This window comes from Caryophanon tenue, assembly GCF_001700315.1.
GTDB classification, from domain to species: domain Bacteria; phylum Bacillota; class Bacilli; order Bacillales_A; family Planococcaceae; genus Caryophanon; species Caryophanon tenue.
Window position 1 is genome coordinate 281,347 of sequence record NZ_MASJ01000039.1, and the last position, 24,005, is coordinate 305,351.

Here is a 24,005-nt window from a genome sequence, read left to right on the forward strand (position 1 = left end):
ATGGCTAGCGTAAGTTCAATATGTAATGAACTCATACTAGCCATGTGTTGTTAAAATATGATCGTTAAACGATGGAAGACACGTGTTAAAAAATATTCATCTTGCTCTAAACGACTGCGAAGCTTTGCTGCGGTATGTGGATTATTCGTAATGAGTCCGTCGACATCTTGCTCTAAATAACGTTGCAAGCTTCGTTCTGAGTTCACAGTCCAAATAAATAACGGCTTATTTTTTTGGCGAGCCTCCTCTAACACTTTTGCTGACACAGAGGAATCTTCGATCGCATAAAAATCCGTGTCCGTTGTCGGTAAAGACCCAACATGAAACGCATAGACACTGCCTGTTTTTAAGCGCGGCTCTAACGCTTCCATTTTTTCCATAATCGTATTATTCAGCGACTGCACATAATACGTACTCAGCACACCGTTATCAGCAAGCTGCGCGACAATTCGCTCTAAATAATCGGGTGTCTCATAACCATGTGTTTTCACTTCGACTAACAATGTGACGTCATGCGCTTTCGCCGCATCAATCATTTGTTGTAACGATGGAATCATATCGCGGTGTCCATCTGCTGTTACTTCAATCGCCATCAACTGCGCTAATGTCAGCGTATGCACTGCCTCACTCCGGTTTGCCAAACGATTAAGTGTCGCATCATGGAATACGACAAATTCGCCGTCCTTCGTTTGTTGAATATCAATTTCTACTATATCTGCCCCTGCCTCAACAGAAGCGACAAGTGCACTAATCGTATTTTCTACCCCTTCACTCATAAAGCCACGATGCGCAATAATCAGCGTATCCGGTGCGTAAATACTGCGCTCTAATGAGACGATGTTCGTCACAATAAGTGCGAGTATGACGATAGGTGCGCCTATTCGAATATATTTGCGGTACGTCTGGCGTAAACGCTGCGGCGTTGGTGGATGAAAGACCGCATGCGAATGGTTATACAGCACCGATACAATAATATGGCTAAAGAGTGCTTGCAACACGGTAAACATCGTCACTAAAAATACTTCTAATAGTGTGAGCGTTATGCCAGCTACCGGCAATGCCGCTACTGGTAAAAAACGTTCAACTGCCCACAACGGTAAAAATGCCACAGCAATTATGAGTGCCAACATTGAACTATATGTCACAAGTAATGTGGCTAATAATACAATCGTTTCAAATAGCTTTTTGCGTGAAAACTGCCAACTTTGCACAACCGATTCCCAAATGGAAAGATGTGGATGAATAATGAATATTGGCAATGTAAATAATAAGCGCAGCGTCATAAAACCTAATACTGTAATCGCAATGCCATACAACCATTTGCCTCTTGTCGAATGCATCAGCTCATCCACAATAAATGCCGGTAATTGTAGCTGCTGTGTTAACGTAACTGGCAATAAAAATGCCGCAAGCGGTATTAATAAAAGAACATACGCAATAATCACAAGTGATTGCGCACTAAAAAAATAAACCGCTTTGCGATGTAAACGTCGCCATATTTTGTTGAATGTGTACGGCATACCTTTTTGCTGGTAATATGCCTGTAAAAAATAAAAGCCTAACTCATAGTAAATAAATAAAATACAGCATAATAGCCACACACTTACTAAAAAAATAGCATATGGATGCGCTAAAAATTTTCCGATATTGTGCTCGGTAATCGCATCAAACCCTGTCCACGTATACATACAATAAAATAACAACGATGTTAGCGGTAAAAATAGCAATACCTGAATACCGCGCACCACTAAAAACGTTCGTACATATTCAATACGATGTTCGAAAATTTGCTGAAATGCATGGGTTAAAACGCGCTGTGCTCGCTTCATTCGCATCCCCCTCTATGCTGGTAGTTTAAAAAACATGTAGGCATCGACCGACAAGCGATGATACCTACACGTTTTTAACCAAATAATGTAACAAATGATACTAAACCAACAATCGCTAATAAAAAATAGCTGAATGAACGGTTTTTTCGCCAATTAAGTACGGCTAATACAACCGCACCAATTACCATACATAGCATACCGATTAAATAGACGATACCGCTTTGGAAAATGCCCGCTACACTCGTTAAAAAGAAGCCACCGAATAAAAAGCCGACTGAAAAAATAAAACGTGGCTCTTTCATTGCGGCTATTGTGCGCTTTCGTTCAAATCCACGCATGCGTTGCCACTTTGTATAAAGCATGTAGCCAACAAAGCCCCATAATAATAAAAACCATACAACACTCACATACTCACCTCATCCCAACTGTAAAAATATCTTCTGCTTTTTCTAAATCATCCACTTCATAAACAACATCGGAAAACTGTGCCACAACGGCCACATCCACCGTAGTATATGCTGTTTGTAACACCACGCTCAAACATTGAAATTGCTTACGTTTTTTAATGTCCTGAAACTGTAGTAAAAAACGGTCACTTACATGACTCGCACCGTCCGTCACAAAAATGATATCCGCTTCATTATAACGACTTTGCGTTAAAACATGAAGCGCTTGCTGTAACGGCTGCTCATAATTCGTACCACCATGTAAAAATTGGTCGCAAAACGACATACACTCCGCGCTTGTATACTGCCCCTTCTTCACATACATCGTCTGCCCAACAGTCGTCGCAAACGGAATAATCGCGACATCTCGGCGTTGCTTTTTAGCCGTCATCATTAACGCTAAACAAAACGCCTTACTTTTCGCGCGCATTGCCGACATCGAACTTGATTCATCCATACAAATAATTAAAGGTCCTCTGCCACGCTTACTTTTGCCCTTTTCACTAAACATCAGTGTTTGGTGCTCGGAAAAACGGCGTAAAAAATCTTGCTTCGCCCGTGGCATTGCCCAATTGGCTAATTCAACAGGGAGCAAACGCGCAAGTTCCTGCCCTTGTACAATATATTTACGCTCCATCGTTTTTTTATGCAGTTGCTTTTGCTTTTTTTTCGCAATGCGTCGAAAGCGTCCAGCAAGCTCGGCAATTTCTCGTAAGTTCGGATGAAATTGTACCTTTTCAGCTAATGTGAGCTGCTGTCGTAGTGGAATATGCTGTAAGCGGCGTTGTCCGTCGTCACCGATTAATCGTTGAACAGCTGCCGTTGTTGTTGTACCTTTCGTATAGGCTTGCTCTAGCGCTTCTACAATTACCTCTGTGGGCATTTGCTCGAAAGATTGCGTCGGCATCTGACGCAGTTGCTCCACGCGTCGCTGTAAATGTTCGAGGCGTTTTTCAGCGAACTGCTTGCGTGTCCGCGCCCGTTCCTTTTCGGCGTCCGTTGCTTGCGCATCAAACATTTGTGTACGTGCTTGTTGCAATTGCTGTTTCGCATAATCCGTATCTCGTTTATTTTCAGCTTGCTGATGACCTACATGATGCTGTGCTAACCAATCTTTCATTGCCTCGGCAAATGACATCGCACAAATTAACGCTAATAAATCATCACCTATTGTTAGTGGATGTCGTGTTTTGTAACAATCACTTTCGATAATCGTTGTTACCACTTGCTTTACAATCCGTTGTTCAGGTGCAAGTGGCATGTCCAGCCACTCCACATCAGCTGCATACAATGCGCAAAATAAATGTGCAGTAACAGTTGTAAACTGCGGATGCAATGTATCACCTTGCTGACATAATTGCTCAAAAATCGGCGCTTGTTGCAAAAGCTGTACAAAACGTGTAAATACGACGTCCTTCTCCGCAAACATCATCGTTGTCATACGAAACACTTCCTTTAAAAACCGATCACAAGCGACGTCATATGCAGTAGACGCTGGTGCATATGGTCCTTTAAATGTCGCAATTCTTCACGGTCTGGTTGTTGGCGATTCATCGCTTGCACTTCTAAAAACAATGCTTTTCCTTGCACGAGTAAATCGCTTAATTCCTTACGCGACGTGGGTGACTTTTGAACAGCCGCATTTTGTGACTTTAATAAAATCTCTTCAAATTCAGGCGTAATTCGTTGAATAAATGCCTCAATATCATCATTGGCAATACGGTGAATAATGGCAGCGGTCGTTTGTTGCTGCTCGACCGTTTCCCATAATGCATGCTCTAAAATAAGCAAATGTGCTTTTGTCACTTCACTACAGCCATTTAAATACGCCTGTGCACGTATAATCGACAGTGCTTGTTTAAAACGGCGGTCAGATGGTCGAATCCCTTCATCTAATAATTGCTGACGTATTTTCCCTAATGTTTCGTAAATTGCCGTCGGGATGACCACACGCTCACACACTTGTTGGTGGAATATAAGTTCTTGCATCGTTAATGTGGGGATGGCGACCTCACCATCTGACTGTAGCATCGCGATAAATGTTTGTTCATCTTGTATATAATCTACTTCATAGCGCAATAAAAAGCGGTCAAATAATGCTTCTAGCCCTTCGCCTTCTTCAATATACTCATTGGATGACCCGACTAATGTCAGAAGTGGTGACATTACCGGAACGCCGTTATTATAATACACACGCTCATTAATTAATGTGAGCAAAGAATTTAAAATCGCCGAATTCGCTTTAAAAATTTCGTCGATAAACGCAAAATGCGCTTGTGGCAACATGCCCTCTACATTACGTTTATAAATGCCTTGCTCTAAATCTTTTAACGACAACACACCAAATAATTCCTCAGGTGTGCTGAATGGTGTCAGTAAATGTTGAAAATATGTACTAGGCTTGACAATTTCACCCAACATAGCACTTAAAGCGCTCTTACCTGTACCGGCTGGCCCGATAAATAAAATATGCTGCTTTGCTAATATCGCTGTTAACAGCGCATCAATTTCTGCTGTACGGTCAAAAAACTTGGCGTTTAACGCCTGCTTAATATGCTGTAATTTTTGATGTGACATTATTCTTCCCCCCTGCGGCCATCCGCCTTGCGTAGCGCCTTCCTAAATTATACCTTATTTTTCGACTGTTTAATCGCACTCCTTGTAAAATCACCGTAAAAAGTCGCAACATTCGACCTATTTTAGCGCGGCGCTATTTTTAGGCTTCTGCCCTTAAAATACACTTTCACTTAAAATTATGATTAAAAGAAACAATTTTGTGTAATAGATAAGTACTGATAAGTTCGAAAAATGGGAGGGAATCTGTATGGCCATCATTAAAGTCGCTTCTTCTATCTTTTCGACTGTTCGTACAATCACAAAAGCGTTGAAAATTGCAAAAGCAGGGGATGTCATTCACCTTGCAAATGGCACGTATAATGAAACACTTGAGATTGAAGGTTCAGTTACGATTGAAGGTTCGCACAAACAACAAACGGTCTTTACTGGTACATTAATAATCATGCAAAACGCGCATATTGTTCTTGAAAATATGACATTGCATCCCTCTGCAACAATCGTTGTAAAGGGCAATGCTTTTTTTAATAACTGTGACATTTCCACAACGTCATTATCTACATTAGTAACGGTTTTCGGTACGCTTGAAACGAAAAACTGTACAGTATTCGGCGCAAAAGAAGTGGGTCTTGAATTACGCCCAAACGCACAACTGGTAATGGATCGGTCACATTTACACACGAACGGAAAAGTTAATATTTTAGCAGATCATGCGAATATCGAGCTCTTTTATTGCGCGCTGTATGAAGCAAACCACGCTGTGTGGCTTAAAAATGATAGCTTATTAAATTTAAAAAAATGCCGCATCCATGACCATACAGGCACACAGCTGATTGCGCATCAGCAGTCCTCTATTTTTGACCAAGGCAGTAAGATTTGGCGCGGCAATGGCAATGGCATTTATGCGTCTAATCAAGCTGAGGTGACGTTAATTGGCTCGCAAATTTTTGAACATACATTACCACAAGTGTGGATGCAACATGCACATTTGAAAGTGCGCAACACATTGATTGCACATGGCAAGGAATCAGGTATTATGCTGCGAGATCATGCATCTGCTGAAATATTCGATGCTGAATTTACGCACCATACATTAGCACATTTACAAGTGACATTAAGTTCGCATGCCCATATTACAACAACACAAATGATGCATAGTCGTGGTAATGCCATTCAACTAAAGGATCATGCCACGGTTAATATGACCGAAAGTAAAATTTCCGAGAGTTATTTAGCACAGTGCCATGTGTCTGAAAAATCGGTGCTCCATTTATATGACAGCACGATTGACCACGGCATTCAAAACGGCATTTTTTGCGAGCGCAAATCAGCCGTGTATGTCATTCAAAGTTGTGTGTCCTTTCATAAAAGCAGCGCCATTTCGGCAGTTGACGCATCGGTTGAGTTACTTAGTAGCGATGTTTTTCATAATAGTGGCAATGCCGTTCTGCTGATGAATCATGCTTCTGTGTATGCCGATGACTGTCGTTTCTCGCAAAATGCGATGCCTCACTTCGCCGGGAAATCTCGTGCGTCCATTCATATTCGCTATTCGGAGCTAGCAGATGGCAAAAGTATTTACGCACTGGAAGACTCGCTCGTTAAAATTGAACATAGTCATATCCATACAAGTAATGGCATTCAATTAGAAATACGTGAGCGCACAAAGATGACGATTTTTCATAGTAAAATTGCAGCTGGTCAATCTAATGGGATTAAAGTATCGGAAAGTTCGTTTTTAGAAATGGTGCATAGTGAAATTTCCGACCATCGTTTACCACAGCTTGTCGTCGATGATAGCCAGCTTATTTTGCGTCACTGTGAAGTACACAGCGGCTATGAAAATGGCTTATTGCTAGGAAATGAAGCCGAAGCATTAATTGAAGACACATTTTTATCCAAACATCGCTTTCCACAGCTTTGGGTAAATGACCATTCTTCTGTTGAACTACGCACCGTTCATTTTACAGAAGCAATGGAGGCCGACATTTATGTGTCAAAGCATTCGTCAATTGATTTGCATAAATGCTATATTTACAATGAGCGTGTCGCCCAAAACATTCAAGCGTTGCATCATTCAAAAATCGAACTGCACGACTCGATTACACGTACAACACGCGGCGAAGCATTTTATATTGAAAACAATAGTTCCATTACAAAAGATGTCGAGGAACATTAGTATACGAAAAAACGTACGACCTAGCATACATATGCCAAGTCGTACGTTTTTATTATTTACGTCTATGTTCTAGCTCTTTTTGTTGCTTCATTTCACTTTTTAGTGCTTTAAAGCGAATAACAGCGCCTGCTACAACAAATGTTAAACCAATCACGATAAACGCAACCTTTGTCGTGTCATTCAACCATGGTAACACTTCTAAAATGACCATCATTACAACAAAAATCCCTGAAAACATCACTAACATTCCTGCTAATGCAATACTCATTGTCGTCACCTCTTATGCGCACATTTTATCGCACTGTAGTGCTAAAATGCAACTACTCGTCTAGAGATGCCGAAACAATCGCACATAATTTGTCATCATTTAGACAGGTACTGCTGAAAAAAATTCCTCATACAATGCCTTTAAAATAATATCTTCATAGTTTTGCTGCACACCAAATACTAAACTTACTTCTGAAGAGCCTTGGTTAATCATTTCAATGTTCACGCCCAGTTTTGAAATCGCTAGTGCTGCACGACCTGCTAAGCCCGTACTGTTACGCATACCTTCCCCTACAAGTACGACCATTGAGAAGCCGTGACGGAAGTATACATTATCCACTTGTAATTCTTGTTGCACACGTTTTACAATGCGTTCTTCTTTTTCTAAGTTTAATTGATTTGAACGCATAATAATGGAAATATCGTCAAGCCCTGATGGCGTATGTTCATATGAAATGCCTTCATCTTCAAGAATTTGTAATAATTTACGACCAAAACCAATTTCACGGTTCATTAAATATTTTGAAACATATAATGTTGAGAAGCCGCTATCCACCGAAATCCCTGTTACCGGGCGACCTGTTAACTCGCGTGTCGGCACAACACGCGTTCCTGGTGCTGATGGATTATTTGTATTTTTAATATTAACCGGAATATCCTTTTTAAATACCGGCATTAATGCTTCATCATGGAATACAGAGAAGCCTGCATAGGATAGCTCACGCATTTCGCGGTACGTAATTTCTTTAATTTCTGCCGGATTGTTGACTACTTTTGGATTAGCTGAGAATACACAGTCTACATCTGTAAAGTTTTCATACAGCTCTGCACCAACTGCCGCCGCTAAAATTGATCCTGTAATGTCAGAACCACCACGGTCAAATGTACGTAAAATACCGTCTTTTGTATAGCCGAAGAAGCCTGGGAAGACAATGACTTCCTCTGATTGTGCAAGCACTGCTAAACGTTCGTACGCTTCTGCTACGGCAAATGTACGCTCTGGTAAGTCGTTCACAATTAATAAATCTTTCGGGCTAACATAGCGCGCTGGTACACCAATAGTATTAAAGTATGCGGCAATTACTTTTGCATTATTATCTTCGCCACTCGCTTTAATACTATCAACAAATAACTCTTTATTTGAACGGTCGCCAGCGACACGATCACGTAAATCTTGTGCGATTACCTCTGAAATATCTTTCCCTAAACCTAATTCAGCTGTAATATCTTCATAACGATTTACTACAGTTTGAATTTTCGCTGCAACATCTGCATTTGCTAATGCTGTATCTGCTAAATCAATTAATAAGTCTGTTACTTTAATATCTTCGCTTGAACGTTTACCAGGAGCTGACACCACGACGATACGTCGAGCTGTGTTGTCCTTTACGATATTGGCTACCTTTTGAATTTGTGTAGCGCTTGCGACAGAAGTACCGCCAAATTTACATACGATCATTTCACCATCATATCCTTACTATAATATATTTGATATTGTACTTTCCATAAAAACACTTGAATGTTTACAGTGTACAAATTGTCACTTCCTACGTCAAGATTTAATTCTGAAAATTTACACGAATCTCCGTATTTTCACATAATTGTGACATCTATTTCAACAACTGTCACAACTACACTCTGCTATTATGAGAAAAATGAATGATTCCATTGAATTTTATCGAATTTATACGGAATTACAAGCATTTTTTAGAGCTTTTAAAAAATACCTACCATTCTAACATGAATAATGCGCAAAGAACAAAAAAAGAACACGCTCCCCCTATTTAATTGCATTTTTTTGTGCAATACATCCTAAAACTTCTTTGCTACGTCACATTTTAATTTCTTAAGAAATTCTTCATTTTTATATTTCATTTTTCTTCAGAATTCCATGATATGCTAGTAAGTAAAATATCACAAAGGAGGTCTTCGATGACTCGGTCCATTTACCTCGTCTTAACAGCAACGAAAACATGGTTATCACGTACAATTCAATTCGTTACACGTGACCGCTATAATCATGTGTCGATTGCTTTAGATCCTTTTTTATGTGAAATGTACAGTTTCGGACGTCGTAAGTATAACAACCCATTTGATGGGGGCTTCACACAAGAAAAATGCTCGACGCCGATTTTCCAAGAAGCCTTTTGTGCCATTTACGCTTGTAAATTAACAAATACACAATACGAGACACTTCGCAATCGTTTGCGCACGATGAATGAACACGCAACAGACTATCAATATCATTTTTTAGGTCTATTTGCCGTTTGGTGTGGCTATAAGTGGGAACGCGAAAATAGCTATTTCTGCTCACAGTTTATTGCAACGCTATTGAAAGAGCTTCAATTGTCATTGCCACATGAAGAACCATTTTTTGTGCGTCCAAATGATTTCGCTTATTTGCCGTATACAAAATTAATTTATGAAGGCGCACTTCGTCACTATTTACCGCCGACTTATCAAAAATTATCGATCGTATAAAAAGAGTGCGCAGACATTTTGTCTACACACTCTTTTTTAGTTGTATTGTTTTACCGCTTCAACAATTTCTTCAATCGTTGATACAATGACGCCTCGCTGTTTAATTAAGCCGACAACGAATAAATTACGGTACACAAATTGATTTTCTACCGCATGTTGTTGCAATGCTTCAATTTTTTTCGTATTCTGTGTCCCTTGCTGACGCACATCACTAAATAACGCAATAATTGGACGACCGAGCATGCTAAACGCACCAATTTCAGCTGCAACGCCCGAATCAATTTCAACACCATCAATCACTGCTACGAGTACATCACTTTCTTTTAATGCCTCGAGATCGGCACGTGCAATATCCGCACTGCTCGCATATGCTTCCTTATCATTAATCGCATCATTTTCCTGCGGTACGTATAATGTAATACCATCAATTGCCTCACGTAATGCGGTCGCTATCGCCGCATTCACGTAGCGGTCTCCGATTGAAAATAACCCATTCGCTACATATACTTTCATGTCGTCTTGTTCCCCTTTTTCGTTGTTTCTGTAAACTGTGGGAAAATAAATTCGAGCTTCGTGCCATTAAACTTCAGCTTTGCTTTACTTTTTTTCCCGGACTTCCATGTAAATAAAATATCGCGTGTTTCTTTATATGCCAATAGCTTTTTCGCATCAGTTGGCGTAATTTTTGCTTTTAGCATCACTTTCGTTAAGAAGAAATCACATGCTTTATTGGCACAGCTATAGCCTTTAAACGTTTCGGTCACACGTTCGCCGCACTGCAAACACTCGCCAACAATGACTTCTTCTTTTTCAGCTACTGTCATTTCAAGTACTTTCATTTTTTCTGTCGTTTCATGAACAAACGCCAGCATATCACGATAAAAATCACGTGAGCTAAGTGTACCATCGACAATATCTTTCAGCTTTTTACTCCACACAGCCGTCAATTCAGGCGACACTACATCATGCCCTGCTAAACTTTGAATCACTTCTCGCCCAAACGCTGTTGCTTGAAACGATTTTTTATCGCGGGTAATCATGCCAATCGCAAGTAGCTTCTCGATAATTTCTGCGCGCGTCGCCGATGTCCCAATACCTTCTGCGTCCTTTAAAATAGCACGTAATTGCGGATCATCAACAAAGCGCCCTGCATGAAACATCGCATCTAAAAGAGAGCTATCCGTGTAGCGCGGTGGTGGCTCGGTCATTTTACTTAAAATAGTAAATGCTTGTACAGGCCACACTTGCCCCTCTTGCATAAACGGCAATGGCACTTCTTCTTTTTTCTTATGCGATGTATACAACACCGTAAAGCCTTGCTCAACCACCATATTGCCAGTCGTTTTAAACGTTTCGGTACCGCTTTGTAAAATAACGGTTGTTTTATCAAGTACATACGCTGGCATAAAAATCGCTACTAAACGCTTCGCAATCAATTCATAAATGCGTTGCTCCTGCATGCTAAGCGACGCAAATTTCGGTGTTACTTCGGTCACTGTAATGGCATGATGGTCTGTTAGCTTTTGGTCATCCACATAACGCTTTGAACGCATGACGTGCTGCATATGCTGGACATCAAGGGCAGTCGCATACTGCGCAAGTTGCGGCACACCTTGTATCGCAGCAACATTCTTCTCAATATGCTTCGCAAAGTTTGTCGGCAAATGCTTCGATTCTGTACGCGGATACGTAATCAGCTTTTTTTCGTATAAGCTTTGCGCAATTTTTAATGTATCGCTCGATGTAAAACCGTAAAATTTATTCGCTTCCTTTTGTAGCTCGAGTAAAGAATGGAGCTGTGCTGCTGGAATGGTTTTACGCTCTGTTTCTAAGCTGACCACCTGCGCTTCGTTTGTGACACGCGCAATAATGGCCTCTGCTTCTTCGTTTGTTGCAACACGATTCACCTTTTCTTTAAACCAAAGTGCTTGAAATGCACCACAGTCCATTTGTACTTGAAAATATGGCTGCGGTACAAAACGCTGAATTTCTTCTTCGCGCTGTGCAACAATCGCTAACGTCGGAGTCATCACACGTCCTACTTTAATCGTTCGCCCGCCTTTAACAGTCGCAGCACGCGTACAGTTTAAGCCAACAAGCCAATCAAATACCATACGATACATCGCTGCATTGCGTAAATTACGAATCAGTGGGTCATGCTCGTCAATTAAATTTTGCAGCGATGCACGAATCGCAGGCTCAGTCGTTTGTGACGTCCAAAACCGCTTCACCGGTAAATTCGTCCCAACCTTTTTATAAAACGAATAAAAAATATTTTCGCCTTCCATCCCCGCATCACACGCATTAATTAAAAAATCATATTGCCCATTTTTCAATGTTTGTTCAATCTCTTTATATACTTTCGCAGCTGTTTTTTTCACACGAAACTCAAAGCGTTGTGGCACCATCGGCAATAACGCTAAATCCCATTTTTTCCACGCGGCATCATACTCGTGTGGCTCTTTTAGTTCGACAACATGTCCAACAAATGATGTAAACTCAATGTCGATATCTAAATTCATTTTTTTATATACTTTTTGAATGTCACGCATAAGTGACGGTTTTTCTGCAATTAATAATGCCCGCACAGTTCTTCACCTCGATGTCTATTATACCGCACGGCGGCATAAAAAAACTTGCTAAAGCGTAGCGCTTATAGCAAGTTCGTTTCCGTATTATTCATCTAAAAATTCAATAACTGCATTAATAAATCCTTGTGGGTCTTCAAGCATGCCTAAATGTCCAGTTTGCGTTACCACTTTTTGAATCACCGCATTATTCGTTTGAATCGGCTTCACCGCGCCGTCAAATGCACCTTCTAACACAAGTGTCGGCACATCAAGTGTCTCAATAAATTCACGTTGGTCTGGACGTGCCTTCATTGCCTCTAACGCAACCACTAAACCTTGCTCCGTTGCACGATAGCCTTCTTGACGTCCTTTATCAATCGCTTCTGGTGACGCATCTTCAGCAAAAAACGCGGCAATTACTTCATCCACAAATTGCTTAACGCCATTTTCTTGAATCGCTTTCGCTTGCTTCGTACGCTTTTCAATCGCGGCATCATCATCTGGTGAAGCTGACGAGTACGCTAAGATGGCTTTTTTTATTGGGAAACGCTTCGTTTCAAGCGCCGCCAGTGTAATATAACCACCTAAGGAATGACCAAGCCAGTTTACTTCTGTAATTCCTTCTGCCTTTAATACATCTATCACTGCATCTGCGTAATCATAAACCGAATACGCGTCCTTTTCGACAGCACTTTCACCGTGTCCAGGTAATTCGACACGAATCACATCATAGCGTTCCTTTAAGGCATCCACGACATCTTGGAATACATGTTGCCCCCCTAAAAAGCCATGTACAAGTACAAGCGGTTGACCTTGTCCTTCTCTTACATAATGTAACATATACAAATCCCCTTTCGTCTGTCATTATCTTTATCCCATTTCCTCAAATTAAAAACATTATACTAAACGCTTTTCGTATGTAATCGATTGTAAGGAATGACCGGCAAAATCTTCGGTAAACTCCGCAGTCATTTGAAAGCCTTTTGCTATGTAAAATTGACGACCAATTAAATTTTCACGCTCCACATGAGCAAAAATCGCATCGGGTTTCAATTGCTGAATACCAAATTCCAACAATTTCGTGCCGATTTTTTGCCCTTGCTTACTCGGTAACATATAAAGAGCAGCTAGCTCTACTTTCTTATCTGCACGTACTGGCAAAAAGTTTGCAAAGCCGATAATGTCACCTTTTTCTACTGCTACATACATATGTGAATGTTCGATACGATGCATCAAGTGTTGCGTTGAATACGCTCGCTGTAAAAAAGCTTTTTGCACATCTTTTGGAATAATGCCTTCATAGGTTGCATGCCAACTAATCGCTGCAACATGTTGTACAGCTTGAATATGTTGTATCGTCATTTTTTCAATCATTGTGCTGTTCCACCCCTTTATGTTTTAACAGTTATTACGGCATCAGCTCATGATTTGCAAAAACAATAATATACGCAAGAATAATACAAGCAATGCCTAGCAAATCACGCAAAAATAATAAAATATTGCCTTTCTCTTTCGGCTTCGGCGCTTTACGAATTGTAATCGCGACTAAAATTGTGAGCCCAACAAATACAATCGGATATAAATAACCACCAAATAGCAATGCAATAATGGCAACGCTATAAAGTGCTAATAAGGCTAAAAACATAGTGTCCTCCTTCAAGTTGTGTCTGGTGTTAGTATAAGCCATTTACGTTGTAAACACATCATTTTGCACATGTAAAAAGGATGTTCTGCCAAACAGGCAGGAACATCCTTTTCTTAAATACGTGACGTGACGGCACCTGTTTGACCATCTAAAATCATCTCTGCATATTTATGTGGCAAATGCTCCTCGATATATCGTTGCTCAGCAGGAAGCTGTTCCTGTTCCCAAAACGTGCGCAAATGCTCACCATCTTTTTCGATATTACGCGCTAAACGAATATGTGCAGGCGTGGACACCCATATTTTAATGTCATAATACGGTGCTAGCTCTAATCGTGTGCTATATATTCCTCCAACAATGACAATGCCATACGGTTCTACAACATTCCAACGTTGCTGCATCGGCTCTGTAACGTCATAACACCAATATTTCGCTTGCTTATGATGCGCAAGTGGTATTAATACTTGCTTTTTTAAACGTTGCCAATCCATTTCTTGGCCAATTTGTTGAGAGCGGTCCTGCTGCTGAGATAATGGCATGATAAAATCATTTGTAGAGATGACGGTCACGTTCGGAAGCGCTTGTTCAATCTGCTCAGCAAGCGTCGTTTTACCAGCGCCACTTCCACCATCAATGCCAATGATCAGTGCGTGTTGCTGTTCATCTTTACATGCCGCTAATCGCTGTAAAAGGTCCATCATCGCGCCTCCTTCCCACTCGTTTTTTCCTCATTATACCTCAATACGAGTCTTTAGATGAAAACCGTTGTTGCATTTCCTCCGTATAAGCTTCGGACTGCCCTAATGGAATGCTTAACGATACCCATTCTTCTCCACGCAACGCTTTAGCAATATAAACTATTTGCCCTACATGATAACTGTAATGTGATAACTGACGATTAATCGCATCAAATACGCTATGCTGCTCGCCGCGTATCGTCACCTGCTCCGTTAAATGGTCGGGTGTCAGTTGACGCAATGCTTGAAAAACCGTCTCCCATCCTTGCTCCCATAACGATGAAACAGCGCCTAATGACTGCTTTTTTTCGATAAATTCACGGTCGCGGTCACGTGAAGGCTTTTCACCATCCGTCGTTAAAAAATCACTAAAGCGCGAAATCATATTTCCATGTAAATGTTGAATAATAATCGCAATGCTGTTGGATTGCTCATTCACTCTGTCATGTAATTGTTGCTCCGAAATTTGTTGTAACGTGCGGTCACCTAAACTTTTCATTTCTTCAAAACGTTTTTGTACACTATTAATATAATGCATACCAATATCCACAAAAACACCTCCTAACAACTTTCTTTAATTATATAGAAAATATCATGAATTAAATAGCAAAAACGCTCATTTATTGATAAAATAACAACAAGGGGGTATGTGTAATGAAACGAACTATCTTTTGGTTAATTCCTATTGGCATTTTATGCTGTATCGTTGTATATTATTGGCCGCAAGAGGAAATTACCGATAATGCGTATATTGATTACATTAAAGAAAGCGCTTATGAACAAACAACATATGAACAACTAATGGCAAGTAATTGTTCCGAACAAAACTGGGTGTACTTCCAAACAAACCGTGGACAAGACGTTGTTGAATTTAAAGGGGAATGTATCATTGACACGGAAGAACAGCCTGTTAACTTACAATTTTTAATTGATGAACAGATTCAAAACTATTCCGTTGGTGCGATGTTAATTGCGAAGGAAAAAGTTGAAGAGACAAAACGTGATGCAACGTTACAAAGCTTTATGAACTAAAAAAGGTTTGTCCGAGGCTACCATGCTCTGGACAAACCTTTTATATTTCATCTACTGCGCCGATGACATTCACCTCCTTAGCCATTTATGACGATAGACTGCTGACAATTTCTTGCTCTAAATGACTAAGTTGCTTTTCTAAGCGCTGTAGCTCTTTTTCCATTAGCACATGCTCCACTTTATTTTGTTCCATATATCGATTGCGCTTTTCTAATAAGCGCTCCATGCGTGTCATCATGTGCAAATAGCGGTGCTCTGGTTGAATCAACTTCTCCATGGCGGCTCCTCCTTGTAAAGTAATGTTCATTTGTGTATGTGAGCATTATTTTTCTTTACTTCTTTTTTACCCGCACATCGATAAAAAAAACATATTTACTGAATATTATTATTTTCATATGCCATAAATACACACCATAATACCCATTTATTTTTCAACCAATTGATAATAAATACCTTGTCATTCCAAAAAAACGTCACTTTTCTTTCAATACGCAAAAAAACAGCAGAAAGGATTACCTTTCGCTGTTTTTTATCATGACATTTTTATCAAAACTAAAGATATTTTTTAGACAAATATACTCTCATTTAATAATGCTAACATATTAATCGCTGGTTCATATTGCTGATCTGCCGCTAACATATAGTATTCATAGGCTGTTTGAATGTCACGCATAACCCCAAAGCCGTTTTCATATAAAAAGCCTAAATAATATTGTGCTTCCGGCTCGTGTAGCGCCACCGCACGTGTTAAAAATGCGAATGCTTTATCATAATCTTGCTTTACAAAATGTCCATGTAAATACATTTCCGCGAGCTTCGTCCATCCCTCTGATGCAAGTGGGCTCTTTGTCTTCTTCAACCAATAATACGCGGCACGATAATCTTGCTTTTCATAAAAAAATAAACCTAATTGCTCACACGCTTCATCTTCGCCACTCTCTGCTGCTAGTTTCAAATAGGCCACCGCTTTTTCTTCATCTTTTTCAACATGCTCGCCGTCTAAATACATAATGCCGATAATCGTATTGGCATAAAAATGCCCCTCATTCGCAGATTTGTGCAACCTATCAAGCGCCTTCTCTACATCATAGAGCTCTAGTGGTCCATTTAAATGATTCAATGCAATTTCAAAGGATGCTTTAGCATCGCCACGATTGGCTTCAACATCATAATAAACGTCAATAAGCGCTTCACTAATGCGCTCTAATTGTGTTGGTTCAATTTCTTCTTCACACATCGTTTCAAAATAATACATGTAAATCGGTAATAATAATTCCACCGCACGCCCTGCTTCAACAAGCTCAATCGGACGCTCTACAGTTGATTTTGTATGCGCATCAAATTTATAAAGCAACGTTTGAAATGCTTCATCAAACTGCCCCATAAATGCTACGTCTTGCAACATTGTCGGCGTGCTATGCATTTCATTACTCGGGTACATCGTATTTAAAAATGTATGGAATACTTCGATTGATTTTTGAAGGGAATAATTCGGTTTATATACAACATATTGGCTTGCGGAAATAAGTTGATACACTTGCTCGCGTTCGCCGCGCTGTAATAATTTTTCTGCAATGCCTAATAACTGATTTAACATAAATCAATTGCCATCTCCTCTTAACAAACTATCACGCACAAAAGAATAGGCCCATCTATAGTGACGGACCCTTCATTCATAACGTATTCATTATAGTAAACTTCGTGATATTTGTCTTGAGTTTTGTTTCAACTAGGCTGTTCGCGGATTAAATGTTTTTAATTTACGTAAATAAAAATCTTCATCTTCTTCACGACGACCACTTTTAAATTCGGCAAACGATACTTGCTTTGCCCCCATAACGCCCTTTTCTTTCACACCAGGCATCTCTTTTGCATGGTCGTACACATCCATAATTGAAAAATGTGCCGGAAATGCTAAATAGCGAGCAACACTAACTTCATTAAATTGACCGACATGGCCATATCGTAAAATAACTTTCCAAAATTTTTGTTGCTTCATACTATCGCACCCTTCCCCATTAGATTACTTAATTTTCTGAATAATACTATTTTAGCGTATAAACGGTAATTTTAGCAACAAATTGGCACTTTTTTTCTCAAAAAAATTTTTTTAGAAAACAAAAAAGTTGTTCAACACTAAATATTACCTGTGTGAACAACTTTTCCCTTATGCAAATAATTTTAAACCGACAACGCTACAAATGATAAGCGCAATAAAGAAGATACGCTTCCAATCACGCGACTCTCCGTATACAAACATGCCGACCAATGTACCACCAACCGTGCCAATCCCTGTCCAAATTGCGTAAGACATACCAAGTGGCAACACTTCCATTGCTTTTGCTAATAATGAGAAGCTCGCTGCAAAACCAAGAATGAGTACGATAATACCCGATGTCTTTTTACCTTGTGCAAAACGGTTCATACCGATAACACCAACAACTTCAAACAACCCTGCTAAAATTAAATATACCCAGCTCATGATGTAGCCTCACTTTCTGGCGTCACTAATTTCAAACCTAAAATACCGCCAATTAAACCGATAAGGAAGATTATCTTCAACAGACTCGTTGGTGCATCAAATACAAAAATATCAATGAGTACTGTACCAACTGCGCCAATGCCGGTAAAGATGGCATAGGCTGTAGCAACAGGAATCTTCTCCGTTGCTTTCATAATGAACGCGAACGATAACGCAATACAAATAAATGTCCCTGTCCATTGCCACGTCGTTTCGGAATACTTCAAGCCTGTTGCCCATACAATTTCCATTAAACCTGCGACTAAAATATACACCCAATATTTCGTCATACTAATACACCTCGTTCGTAAATTTCCCAGCTTGCCTGCAGCCGTTTTTCGACGCGCTGTGGTCCTCCGTATAATAATTCAAGTAAACAAGCATCCACTACACCTAAAAATGCAGAGGTTGCTGATGCTACGCTCACAAGTGGATTTAATTGCGCTACGTTTTGAGCTAATATGTGCGCGACCTCTTGCTCCAAAGCATCCAAATAAATATAAACACTCGCCATCACTTGCTCCTGTAAATGCACAGGTGGATAAATCGACATCCGTGCCCAAAACTGTGCCCGTGCAGACGTTTCATATTGCATCACCATAAAATGCAAATAGTGCTGTAAGTCGGATATTTTTCCGATTTTCGCTAACACCTGTTTCGCTTCTGCTAACTCTTCTTCCATTGCTTTTTCACATGCGCCTAAAAAGAGCGCATCTTTATTTTTATAATGCGTATAAATTGATTGCTTTTTAATGCCCACCGCTTCTGCGACGAATTGCATCGACGTACCTTCATAACCGTGTTGGGCAAATAACTGCATCGCTTCCGTTTGAATTTGTAATTTTGACATTGCGCATCCCCCTTACGAACGTTCGTCAGTTAAGATGATTTAAATATAGCACAGCTTTTTTACAAAGGCCACTAACTCCTTTTCATTGTAAAAAAACTGTGCGCATTTATATTGCTTGTAATGTTGCGATAAAATCCTGTACACGCTGCTCATCAACAACGAGCTGATTACACTGGTAGGAATCCACACAAATATACTGACTATTTTTCGTATACATTCCATCACCACTACTTTTTGTCTTCACTGTAAATAACACCGTATCATTATGACGATGACAAATCGTACAAATACCTTTGACGACTTGTTTACTTAATACACCCACAATACCTTTCTTTTCATGGACCATAAAGCGCTTCATTTGCGTCGGGTCATCCCAACTAAAGAACACAACATATGGCTGTAATAATTGCTTCGGTAACTTTAGCTTTTTTTCTTTTTTAAACAATTGTTGTAACTCACGTTCAGTTGGTATGACGATGGCTTCGACGTGCTGCTCCTTTAATTGCGCAAACCATGTCTTTGCGGCATCACGTTCAGTCAAATCAAAAAACATTTGACGCTGTGCAACCGTTAAATACGGGGTGATTGCTTCGTCAATCATGTCACGCACCGCATTTTTGACATGTCGGTCATTTGACTGTGTTTGAGACTGTACATATTTTTGGTGCTGTTGCTGTATAAATTGAAATTGTGCTACACGCATCTTCATCTCTCCTCTTTTACGCTTTCATTGCTTGCTGTATCCAAGTACGTACAAGCGCCCATGCTTGCTCTTGTTGTTGTGTTAATACAAGTTGCTCAAGCTCTTCATCTACTAACTGCTGTAATAGGGTACGACGATTGGCTGCGGGTACAGTCGCTAAAATTTCTTGACGTGCCTGTGCTAAAAAGTGCACGTATGTATCATAATGTGGTGGAAACTGCTCATCTAACTGACGTTTTAATTTTCGCGTTAAGCTAGGGCTTGCTCCGTCCGTACAAACAGCAATCGATAACGGTCCACGACGTACAACAGCTTGGTTCAACATATTGCCTTTTGATACATCGTCTACACGTAGCACAATTTGCTGTGGCGATACAGCCGCACTCACTGCTTCGTTAACCTCAAGACAATTCGTCGCAATAAAGACGATAAACGCGCCTACGACATCCGTTTCTTCAAACGAGCGCTGTAGCCACTGACCATTTAATTGTGCTAACAATGTTTGGCCTTCTTCTGTTAATGTCGGTGCTATAACCGTTACTGCTGCATCGTACCCACGTAATGTGCGCAGTTTTTGTGTCGCAATAACGCCTCCACCAATAATGACAACTTTCTTCTGTGCAATATTTAATGCGATTGGATAATACACGTACTTCGCCTCCTTGTAGCTTATTGTTACAAAACCTATTCTTTTTTTCAAGATGCCTTCACTATACATATAAAAAAGCCCCGACATAAATGCCGAAGACTCTCAAATATTTATTTCACTTTGCGACGATCGTCTAAGCGCTGCTTGATCGATGTGCGCCCTGTTTCATCGTCATCAAAACGCAATACCGCCTTCGCAATCATCGCGAGCAATGAAATCATCAGCCCAACACCGACGACTAAATACATCATCGTAAAGATTTTGCCAAATGTCGTTACCGGCGCATAGCCAATGTCAATACTTGTTGGAATTAAACTTATCCAGGAAAAATATATCGCATCTACATAGCTCCATCCTTCGACACTCGTATAAAATAACACACCTGACATATTGATAAGCAGTAATGTTGTCAAAAGGGATAAAAACACCTTTTCTTTAATCGCTACGCCTAATGCACGTAGCAACCGTACAGCTGTTAATAAAAAGGAAACCATCGTTATTGCTCCTTTCGTTATGACGAATGGGCATTATGAAATGCTGCACGTGCTTGACGACCATGCACAATATAATAAACAAACACTAACAGTAATGTCATAATACCTAATGCGACATACATCGTTTTATAGCTTGTCGCTTGAATCACAAAGCCTAACACGAACGGACCGATACCAATCCCAAAATCAAGTCCAATAAAATATGTCGACATTGCTAAACCAATCTTTTTCGGTGGTGATACTTTTGCAGCAATTGCTTGCGCTGATGACATATACGTACCATAGCCGAGTGCTAAAATAACAGCCGATGCGAGCAACATAACGCTCGTTGTCGTTTGGCTTAAAATTAATAAGAAAATACCAAATAATACAATTGACGGATACATAATAAAGTTGTCGCCTTTTTTATCGAGCAATCGCCCTGCAACTGGACGCGCAATAAAGAGTACAATAGCGTACACTAAAAAGAAGTAACTCGCAGCATCTACTAAATCAATTTCAATCGCATATAAATTAATAAACGACATTACACTTGAATACGACACGCCAATAAACAATGTAATTAACGCAATCGGTAACGCCTCTTTTTGAAAGAAATTCGATGGCTTTATGCCGATATGAATATTTTTACGCTCCTCAGCTGTGAGCGGCGCTTCTTCAATTTGAATGAAGAACACTAAAATCATCGATAAAAACGCACAAATCGATGTTGTTATTAAAATCGCATCAAAACTGTAATTCACAATTAAGAAAATGCCTAAAAACGGTCCAATCGCTGTTGCAATTGTCGGTGCTAATGAATAGTAGCCTGTCCCTTCTCCGCGGCGGTCTTGTGGAATAGCTGCCATCACCGTTGTTGTCATCGCTGTATTTGCAAAGCCGAACGCCACCCCTTGTATCAGTCGGACAATAAATAACACAATTAAACTTTCAACGATAAAATAAGCAATCGTAGCTAAGAAGAACACAATTAATCCACTATACATCATTTTTTTACGCCCGATTTTTTCAACGGATTGTCCGGCAATTAAACGTGCTAATAATGCACCTACTACGAATAAACTCGCAGCTAGTCCGCCGCTACTTTCGTTCGCCGCGAATTGTTCCATCGCATACATTGCCATCGTTGTCATGAGTGTATAAAAGGTCAATGTCATAAATAATGTCGACAGGAAATATACAATAAATGCCTTTGTCCACAACTTTTGTTCCAACTTGTCATCTTCTTTCTGTTAAATAATATTTAAAAAATAAAAAGAGGCGCTAAAAACCATTGTTTTTAGCAAAACCTCCTTACTGTTGTCCAACACCGTGTAGCCACATATTAAATAATATATGCGTCCACTCTTCATTTGTTACACCGAGCATATTCGGTGCATTAACAAACGTGAAAAATACACTAGCCACTGCCAAACTATCGACATCGCTTCGTAAAATGCCTTGTTGCTGTGCTTGAAGCATAATACGCATTAACTGCTCTTTTAAAATCGTATGACCTTCTTTAACAAACGTCATATCTGCTAGCGCATGATCAGATTGTGTCGTGTCCACCTTATTGGATGCACTTAAAATTTGATGTAGCTTTGACTCTTCAATATATGCTCGTAATGTATCAAAAATAGCTTGCCTACTATCTGTTTCATCGATTACTTCGATTTTTTTCATAATGCGATGCATTGCACGGCGCAAACAGGCAGCAATGACTTCTTCTTTATTCGCATAATATTGATAAATTGTACTACGAGCACCATTCACATGCTCTGATAACAATTTCAAATGAAAACCGTCATACCCATACGTCAGTAATAACTTCTCTGTCGCATCGAGTAATTCCGTTTCCGTATAAACCGCTTTACGCCCCATGTCGTTTTCACACCATCGTTTCGTTCATTATTTTGAGCGCGATTCTGTCATTTGTTTCCACACAGACCCTTGTGCTTCTTCCCCTTGCTCGATACGCGCAATTGCCATTTTTACTTGTAGCTTCACTTCAAACTCAGCGTCGTTTTCTGCTGCATGTAATGCCTCTAATGCTTGTTCCGTACCAGTTTCAAATAAATACATTGCCGCGCGCCAACGGACTAATTTATTTTTATCACCGAGCGCTTCAATCATTGCAGGCTCGAAACCTTCAAATCCTAAATCACTCATACAGTCTCCTGCTGTACGACGCACTGCAGCACTTTTATCTTGTAAGCCTTGTACTAAATACGGAATAACCGCTTCATCTTCAATCATGCCTAAGTACACAACAGCTAAACGACGAATTGCGGTTTGCTCATCTTGTAATGCTACTGCTAAAAGTGGCAAATCGTCAATATCTGCAGATGTCATTTGGTCTAATAGTTGGAAGCGTTGTTGCCATTCTGGGACTTTAAACTGGTCTAACGTTACCTTTTTGCTTTGGCGTTCAAGCGCAGGTCGTTCTGTTGTCGCATCTTCTACAAGCTGTGCTAGACGTTCTTGCGGATATGTCGCTTCAATTTCTTTAGCAATTTCATCGGCGATTTCTTCTTTTTCCCCGTAACGTACACCGTAATCGACCCATTTACGTAAGAAAATATAGTTATCATCTTCCTCTGACGCAATCGCTTCATTAAAGCTATCGACAAAATGTTTTGGTAACGCGATACGATGCTCACTCGCTGAATCAAATACTTTTACTTGAAGTGGAATGCCTTTAAACATTTGCACATGGACATACACTTCACCATATGAATCGGTTGGACGGTTAGCCGCTTCTTCAACCGCTTGTGCATCTTCCCCTAACGCGACACGCACTTGCGCTAAAATACCTTCCCAATCAAACTTCGCAATACGTTCTACTGCTAAAAAGTCCGCTACATGATAAACACCTTTGACACCATCAATTTGTAAAATGTTTTGAATTTCTTGTGGTGCACCTTGTGCATTTTGCTTCGTATAATTATGGGCTGTACCAAATGCTAACTCTTGGTCAATCACCACTTTCATTGTATTCGGACTTGGTGTTGGTTCAATTGTTAAAATATTCATGTTTTATCTACTC

General features: G+C 40.0%; 28 protein-coding genes. 3 read left to right on the top strand and 25 right to left on the bottom strand.

The window, feature by feature from the left end; genetic code table 11:
• Window positions 1–50: 50 nt before the first annotated feature.
• From A6M13_RS14530 to A6M13_RS14545, 4 genes are all read right to left on the bottom strand, one after another.
• Entirely contained in the window at window positions 51–1,829 is a 1,779-nt protein-coding gene (locus tag A6M13_RS14530; RefSeq protein WP_066548078.1) for a glycerophosphoryl diester phosphodiesterase membrane domain-containing protein, read from the bottom strand.
• A gap of 74 nt (window positions 1,830–1,903) precedes the next feature.
• Window positions 1,904–2,236: a hypothetical protein gene (locus A6M13_RS14535; protein WP_066548081.1), complete on the bottom strand. Its 333-nt coding sequence runs from the start codon at window positions 2,234–2,236 to the stop codon at window positions 1,904–1,906.
• 4 nt (window positions 2,237–2,240) lie between these two features.
• Window positions 2,241–3,716, bottom strand: a complete 1,476-nt coding sequence (locus A6M13_RS14540; RefSeq protein ID WP_066548083.1) for a vWA domain-containing protein — start codon at window positions 3,714–3,716, stop codon at window positions 2,241–2,243.
• Between the two features lie 14 nt (window positions 3,717–3,730).
• On the bottom strand, window positions 3,731–4,852 hold the full coding sequence (locus A6M13_RS14545) for an AAA family ATPase (RefSeq protein WP_066548085.1): 1,122 nt from the start codon (window positions 4,850–4,852) through the stop codon (window positions 3,731–3,733).
• Between the two features lie 247 nt (window positions 4,853–5,099).
• On the opposite strand from A6M13_RS14545, the gene A6M13_RS14550 reads away from it, so the two are divergent.
• On the top strand, window positions 5,100–7,028 hold the full coding sequence (locus A6M13_RS14550) for a right-handed parallel beta-helix repeat-containing protein (protein ID WP_066548087.1): 1,929 nt from the start codon (window positions 5,100–5,102) through the stop codon (window positions 7,026–7,028).
• Window positions 7,029–7,080: 52 nt separating this feature from the next.
• Here the strand turns inward: A6M13_RS14550 and A6M13_RS14555 are convergent, their stop codons facing one another.
• Complete coding sequence (locus A6M13_RS14555) at window positions 7,081–7,296, bottom strand: hypothetical protein (RefSeq protein ID WP_066548089.1); 216 nt, start codon at window positions 7,294–7,296, stop codon at window positions 7,081–7,083.
• Window positions 7,297–7,395: 99 nt separating this feature from the next.
• Window positions 7,396–8,754: an aspartate kinase gene (locus tag A6M13_RS14560; RefSeq protein WP_066548091.1), complete on the bottom strand. Its 1,359-nt coding sequence runs from the start codon at window positions 8,752–8,754 to the stop codon at window positions 7,396–7,398.
• A 473-nt stretch (window positions 8,755–9,227) separates the two neighbouring features.
• Here A6M13_RS14560 and A6M13_RS14565 point away from each other — a divergent pair, with 473 nt between their 5' ends.
• Window positions 9,228–9,776 (top strand): hypothetical protein, encoded by a 549-nt coding sequence (locus A6M13_RS14565; RefSeq protein WP_066548094.1) that lies wholly within the window; start codon window positions 9,228–9,230, stop codon window positions 9,774–9,776.
• A gap of 36 nt (window positions 9,777–9,812) precedes the next feature.
• On the opposite strand, the gene A6M13_RS14570 is transcribed toward A6M13_RS14565, so the two are convergent.
• The 7 genes from A6M13_RS14570 to A6M13_RS14600 all read right to left on the bottom strand — a co-directional run bounded on the left by A6M13_RS14570 (window position 9,813) and on the right by A6M13_RS14600 (window position 15,278).
• Window positions 9,813–10,289, bottom strand: a complete 477-nt coding sequence (locus tag A6M13_RS14570; RefSeq protein ID WP_066548097.1) for a nucleoside 2-deoxyribosyltransferase — start codon at window positions 10,287–10,289, stop codon at window positions 9,813–9,815.
• The gene (locus A6M13_RS14575) at window positions 10,286–12,364 is read right to left on the bottom strand and encodes a type IA DNA topoisomerase (protein WP_066548099.1); all 2,079 of its coding nucleotides are present in this window, start codon (window positions 12,362–12,364) and stop codon (window positions 10,286–10,288) included. Before A6M13_RS14575 ends, A6M13_RS14570 begins: the two co-directional genes overlap by 4 nt.
• An 87-nt stretch (window positions 12,365–12,451) precedes the next feature.
• On the bottom strand, window positions 12,452–13,186 hold the full coding sequence (locus A6M13_RS14580) for an alpha/beta fold hydrolase (RefSeq protein ID WP_066548101.1): 735 nt from the start codon (window positions 13,184–13,186) through the stop codon (window positions 12,452–12,454).
• Between the two features lie 57 nt (window positions 13,187–13,243).
• Entirely contained in the window at window positions 13,244–13,720 is a 477-nt protein-coding gene (locus tag A6M13_RS14585; RefSeq protein WP_083998388.1) for a GNAT family N-acetyltransferase, read from the bottom strand.
• 34 nt (window positions 13,721–13,754) lie between these two features.
• On the bottom strand, window positions 13,755–13,991 hold the full coding sequence (locus A6M13_RS14590) for a hypothetical protein (RefSeq protein WP_066548103.1): 237 nt from the start codon (window positions 13,989–13,991) through the stop codon (window positions 13,755–13,757).
• A gap of 113 nt (window positions 13,992–14,104) precedes the next feature.
• Window positions 14,105–14,692, bottom strand: coding sequence for a uridine kinase family protein (locus A6M13_RS14595; RefSeq protein ID WP_083998389.1), 588 nt, complete (start codon window positions 14,690–14,692; stop codon window positions 14,105–14,107).
• A 37-nt stretch (window positions 14,693–14,729) separates the two neighbouring features.
• Window positions 14,730–15,278: a DUF1572 family protein gene (locus A6M13_RS14600; protein ID WP_066548108.1), complete on the bottom strand. Its 549-nt coding sequence runs from the start codon at window positions 15,276–15,278 to the stop codon at window positions 14,730–14,732.
• Window positions 15,279–15,382: 104 nt separating this feature from the next.
• On the opposite strand from A6M13_RS14600, the gene A6M13_RS14605 reads away from it, so the two are divergent.
• A complete protein-coding gene (locus tag A6M13_RS14605) occupies window positions 15,383–15,760 on the top strand; it encodes a hypothetical protein (RefSeq protein ID WP_066548111.1) in 378 nt (125 codons plus the stop codon).
• A gap of 85 nt (window positions 15,761–15,845) precedes the next feature.
• On the opposite strand, the gene A6M13_RS14610 is transcribed toward A6M13_RS14605, so the two are convergent.
• The 12 genes from A6M13_RS14610 to A6M13_RS14665 form a co-directional block, all read right to left on the bottom strand.
• Window positions 15,846–16,037: a hypothetical protein gene (locus A6M13_RS14610; protein ID WP_066548113.1), complete on the bottom strand. Its 192-nt coding sequence runs from the start codon at window positions 16,035–16,037 to the stop codon at window positions 15,846–15,848.
• Window positions 16,038–16,325: 288 nt separating this feature from the next.
• Window positions 16,326–17,357 carry a tetratricopeptide repeat protein gene (locus A6M13_RS14615; protein ID WP_066548115.1) on the bottom strand — a complete coding sequence of 344 codons (1,032 nt, stop codon included), beginning with the start codon at window positions 17,355–17,357 and terminating at the stop codon, window positions 16,326–16,328.
• Between the two features lie 132 nt (window positions 17,358–17,489).
• The gene (locus tag A6M13_RS14620) at window positions 17,490–17,759 is read right to left on the bottom strand and encodes a hypothetical protein (RefSeq protein ID WP_066548117.1); all 270 of its coding nucleotides are present in this window, start codon (window positions 17,757–17,759) and stop codon (window positions 17,490–17,492) included.
• Between the two features lie 168 nt (window positions 17,760–17,927).
• Window positions 17,928–18,242, bottom strand: coding sequence for a DMT family transporter (locus A6M13_RS14625; RefSeq protein ID WP_066548119.1), 315 nt, complete (start codon window positions 18,240–18,242; stop codon window positions 17,928–17,930).
• Window positions 18,239–18,571 (bottom strand): DMT family transporter, encoded by a 333-nt coding sequence (locus A6M13_RS14630; RefSeq protein ID WP_066548123.1) that lies wholly within the window; start codon window positions 18,569–18,571, stop codon window positions 18,239–18,241. Before A6M13_RS14630 ends, A6M13_RS14625 begins: the two co-directional genes overlap by 4 nt.
• Window positions 18,568–19,131 carry a TetR/AcrR family transcriptional regulator gene (locus A6M13_RS14635; RefSeq protein ID WP_066548126.1) on the bottom strand — a complete coding sequence of 188 codons (564 nt, stop codon included), beginning with the start codon at window positions 19,129–19,131 and terminating at the stop codon, window positions 18,568–18,570. Before A6M13_RS14635 ends, A6M13_RS14630 begins: the two co-directional genes overlap by 4 nt.
• Window positions 19,132–19,237: 106 nt before the next feature.
• Window positions 19,238–19,834 carry a hypothetical protein gene (locus A6M13_RS14640; protein WP_066548129.1) on the bottom strand — a complete coding sequence of 199 codons (597 nt, stop codon included), beginning with the start codon at window positions 19,832–19,834 and terminating at the stop codon, window positions 19,238–19,240.
• Between the two features lie 16 nt (window positions 19,835–19,850).
• Complete coding sequence (locus A6M13_RS14645; RefSeq protein WP_066548132.1) at window positions 19,851–20,483, bottom strand: precorrin-2 dehydrogenase/sirohydrochlorin ferrochelatase family protein; 633 nt, start codon at window positions 20,481–20,483, stop codon at window positions 19,851–19,853.
• A 110-nt stretch (window positions 20,484–20,593) separates the two neighbouring features.
• Window positions 20,594–20,977: a potassium channel family protein gene (locus A6M13_RS14650; protein WP_066548138.1), complete on the bottom strand. Its 384-nt coding sequence runs from the start codon at window positions 20,975–20,977 to the stop codon at window positions 20,594–20,596.
• A gap of 17 nt (window positions 20,978–20,994) precedes the next feature.
• Window positions 20,995–22,191 (bottom strand): MFS transporter, encoded by a 1,197-nt coding sequence (locus A6M13_RS14655; RefSeq protein ID WP_083998391.1) that lies wholly within the window; start codon window positions 22,189–22,191, stop codon window positions 20,995–20,997.
• A 79-nt stretch (window positions 22,192–22,270) separates the two neighbouring features.
• Window positions 22,271–22,840 carry a TetR/AcrR family transcriptional regulator gene (locus tag A6M13_RS14660; protein WP_066548139.1) on the bottom strand — a complete coding sequence of 190 codons (570 nt, stop codon included), beginning with the start codon at window positions 22,838–22,840 and terminating at the stop codon, window positions 22,271–22,273.
• Between the two features lie 27 nt (window positions 22,841–22,867).
• Entirely contained in the window at window positions 22,868–23,992 is a 1,125-nt protein-coding gene (locus A6M13_RS14665) for a conserved virulence factor C family protein (RefSeq protein ID WP_066548142.1), read from the bottom strand.
• Between the last annotated feature and the right edge of the window lie 13 nt (window positions 23,993–24,005).

What these genes read in the sequence shown, in the direction of transcription:
- A6M13_RS14530 (WP_066548078.1), bottom strand. Translation starts at nt 1,829, where the DNA reads ATGAAGCGAGCACAGCGCGTTTTAACCCATGCATTTCAGCAAATTTTC.
- A6M13_RS14540 (WP_066548083.1), bottom strand. Translation starts at nt 3,716, where the DNA reads ATGACAACGATGATGTTTGCGGAGAAGGACGTCGTATTTACACGTTTT.
- A6M13_RS14545 (WP_066548085.1), bottom strand. Translation starts at nt 4,852, where the DNA reads ATGTCACATCAAAAATTACAGCATATTAAGCAGGCGTTAAACGCCAAG.
- A6M13_RS14550 (WP_066548087.1), top strand. Translation starts at nt 5,100, where the DNA reads ATGGCCATCATTAAAGTCGCTTCTTCTATCTTTTCGACTGTTCGTACA.
- A6M13_RS14555 (WP_066548089.1), bottom strand. Translation starts at nt 7,296, where the DNA reads ATGAGTATTGCATTAGCAGGAATGTTAGTGATGTTTTCAGGGATTTTT.
- A6M13_RS14560 (WP_066548091.1), bottom strand. Translation starts at nt 8,754, where the DNA reads ATGATCGTATGTAAATTTGGCGGTACTTCTGTCGCAAGCGCTACACAA.
- A6M13_RS14565 (WP_066548094.1), top strand. Translation starts at nt 9,228, where the DNA reads ATGACTCGGTCCATTTACCTCGTCTTAACAGCAACGAAAACATGGTTA.
- A6M13_RS14570 (WP_066548097.1), bottom strand. Translation starts at nt 10,289, where the DNA reads ATGAAAGTATATGTAGCGAATGGGTTATTTTCAATCGGAGACCGCTAC.
- A6M13_RS14580 (WP_066548101.1), bottom strand. Translation starts at nt 13,186, where the DNA reads ATGTTACATTATGTAAGAGAAGGACAAGGTCAACCGCTTGTACTTGTA.
- A6M13_RS14585 (WP_083998388.1), bottom strand. Translation starts at nt 13,720, where the DNA reads ATGATTGAAAAAATGACGATACAACATATTCAAGCTGTACAACATGTT.
- A6M13_RS14590 (WP_066548103.1), bottom strand. Translation starts at nt 13,991, where the DNA reads ATGTTTTTAGCCTTATTAGCACTTTATAGCGTTGCCATTATTGCATTG.
- A6M13_RS14595 (WP_083998389.1), bottom strand. Translation starts at nt 14,692, where the DNA reads ATGATGGACCTTTTACAGCGATTAGCGGCATGTAAAGATGAACAGCAA.
- A6M13_RS14605 (WP_066548111.1), top strand. Translation starts at nt 15,383, where the DNA reads ATGAAACGAACTATCTTTTGGTTAATTCCTATTGGCATTTTATGCTGT.
- A6M13_RS14610 (WP_066548113.1), bottom strand. Translation starts at nt 16,037, where the DNA reads ATGGAGAAGTTGATTCAACCAGAGCACCGCTATTTGCACATGATGACA.
- A6M13_RS14615 (WP_066548115.1), bottom strand. Translation starts at nt 17,357, where the DNA reads ATGTTAAATCAGTTATTAGGCATTGCAGAAAAATTATTACAGCGCGGC.
- A6M13_RS14620 (WP_066548117.1), bottom strand. Translation starts at nt 17,759, where the DNA reads ATGAAGCAACAAAAATTTTGGAAAGTTATTTTACGATATGGCCATGTC.
- A6M13_RS14625 (WP_066548119.1), bottom strand. Translation starts at nt 18,242, where the DNA reads ATGAGCTGGGTATATTTAATTTTAGCAGGGTTGTTTGAAGTTGTTGGT.
- A6M13_RS14630 (WP_066548123.1), bottom strand. Translation starts at nt 18,571, where the DNA reads ATGACGAAATATTGGGTGTATATTTTAGTCGCAGGTTTAATGGAAATT.
- A6M13_RS14635 (WP_066548126.1), bottom strand. Translation starts at nt 19,131, where the DNA reads ATGTCAAAATTACAAATTCAAACGGAAGCGATGCAGTTATTTGCCCAA.
- A6M13_RS14640 (WP_066548129.1), bottom strand. Translation starts at nt 19,834, where the DNA reads ATGCGTGTAGCACAATTTCAATTTATACAGCAACAGCACCAAAAATAT.
- A6M13_RS14650 (WP_066548138.1), bottom strand. Translation starts at nt 20,977, where the DNA reads ATGGTTTCCTTTTTATTAACAGCTGTACGGTTGCTACGTGCATTAGGC.
- A6M13_RS14660 (WP_066548139.1), bottom strand. Translation starts at nt 22,840, where the DNA reads ATGGGGCGTAAAGCGGTTTATACGGAAACGGAATTACTCGATGCGACA.
- A6M13_RS14665 (WP_066548142.1), bottom strand. Translation starts at nt 23,992, where the DNA reads ATGAATATTTTAACAATTGAACCAACACCAAGTCCGAATACAATGAAA.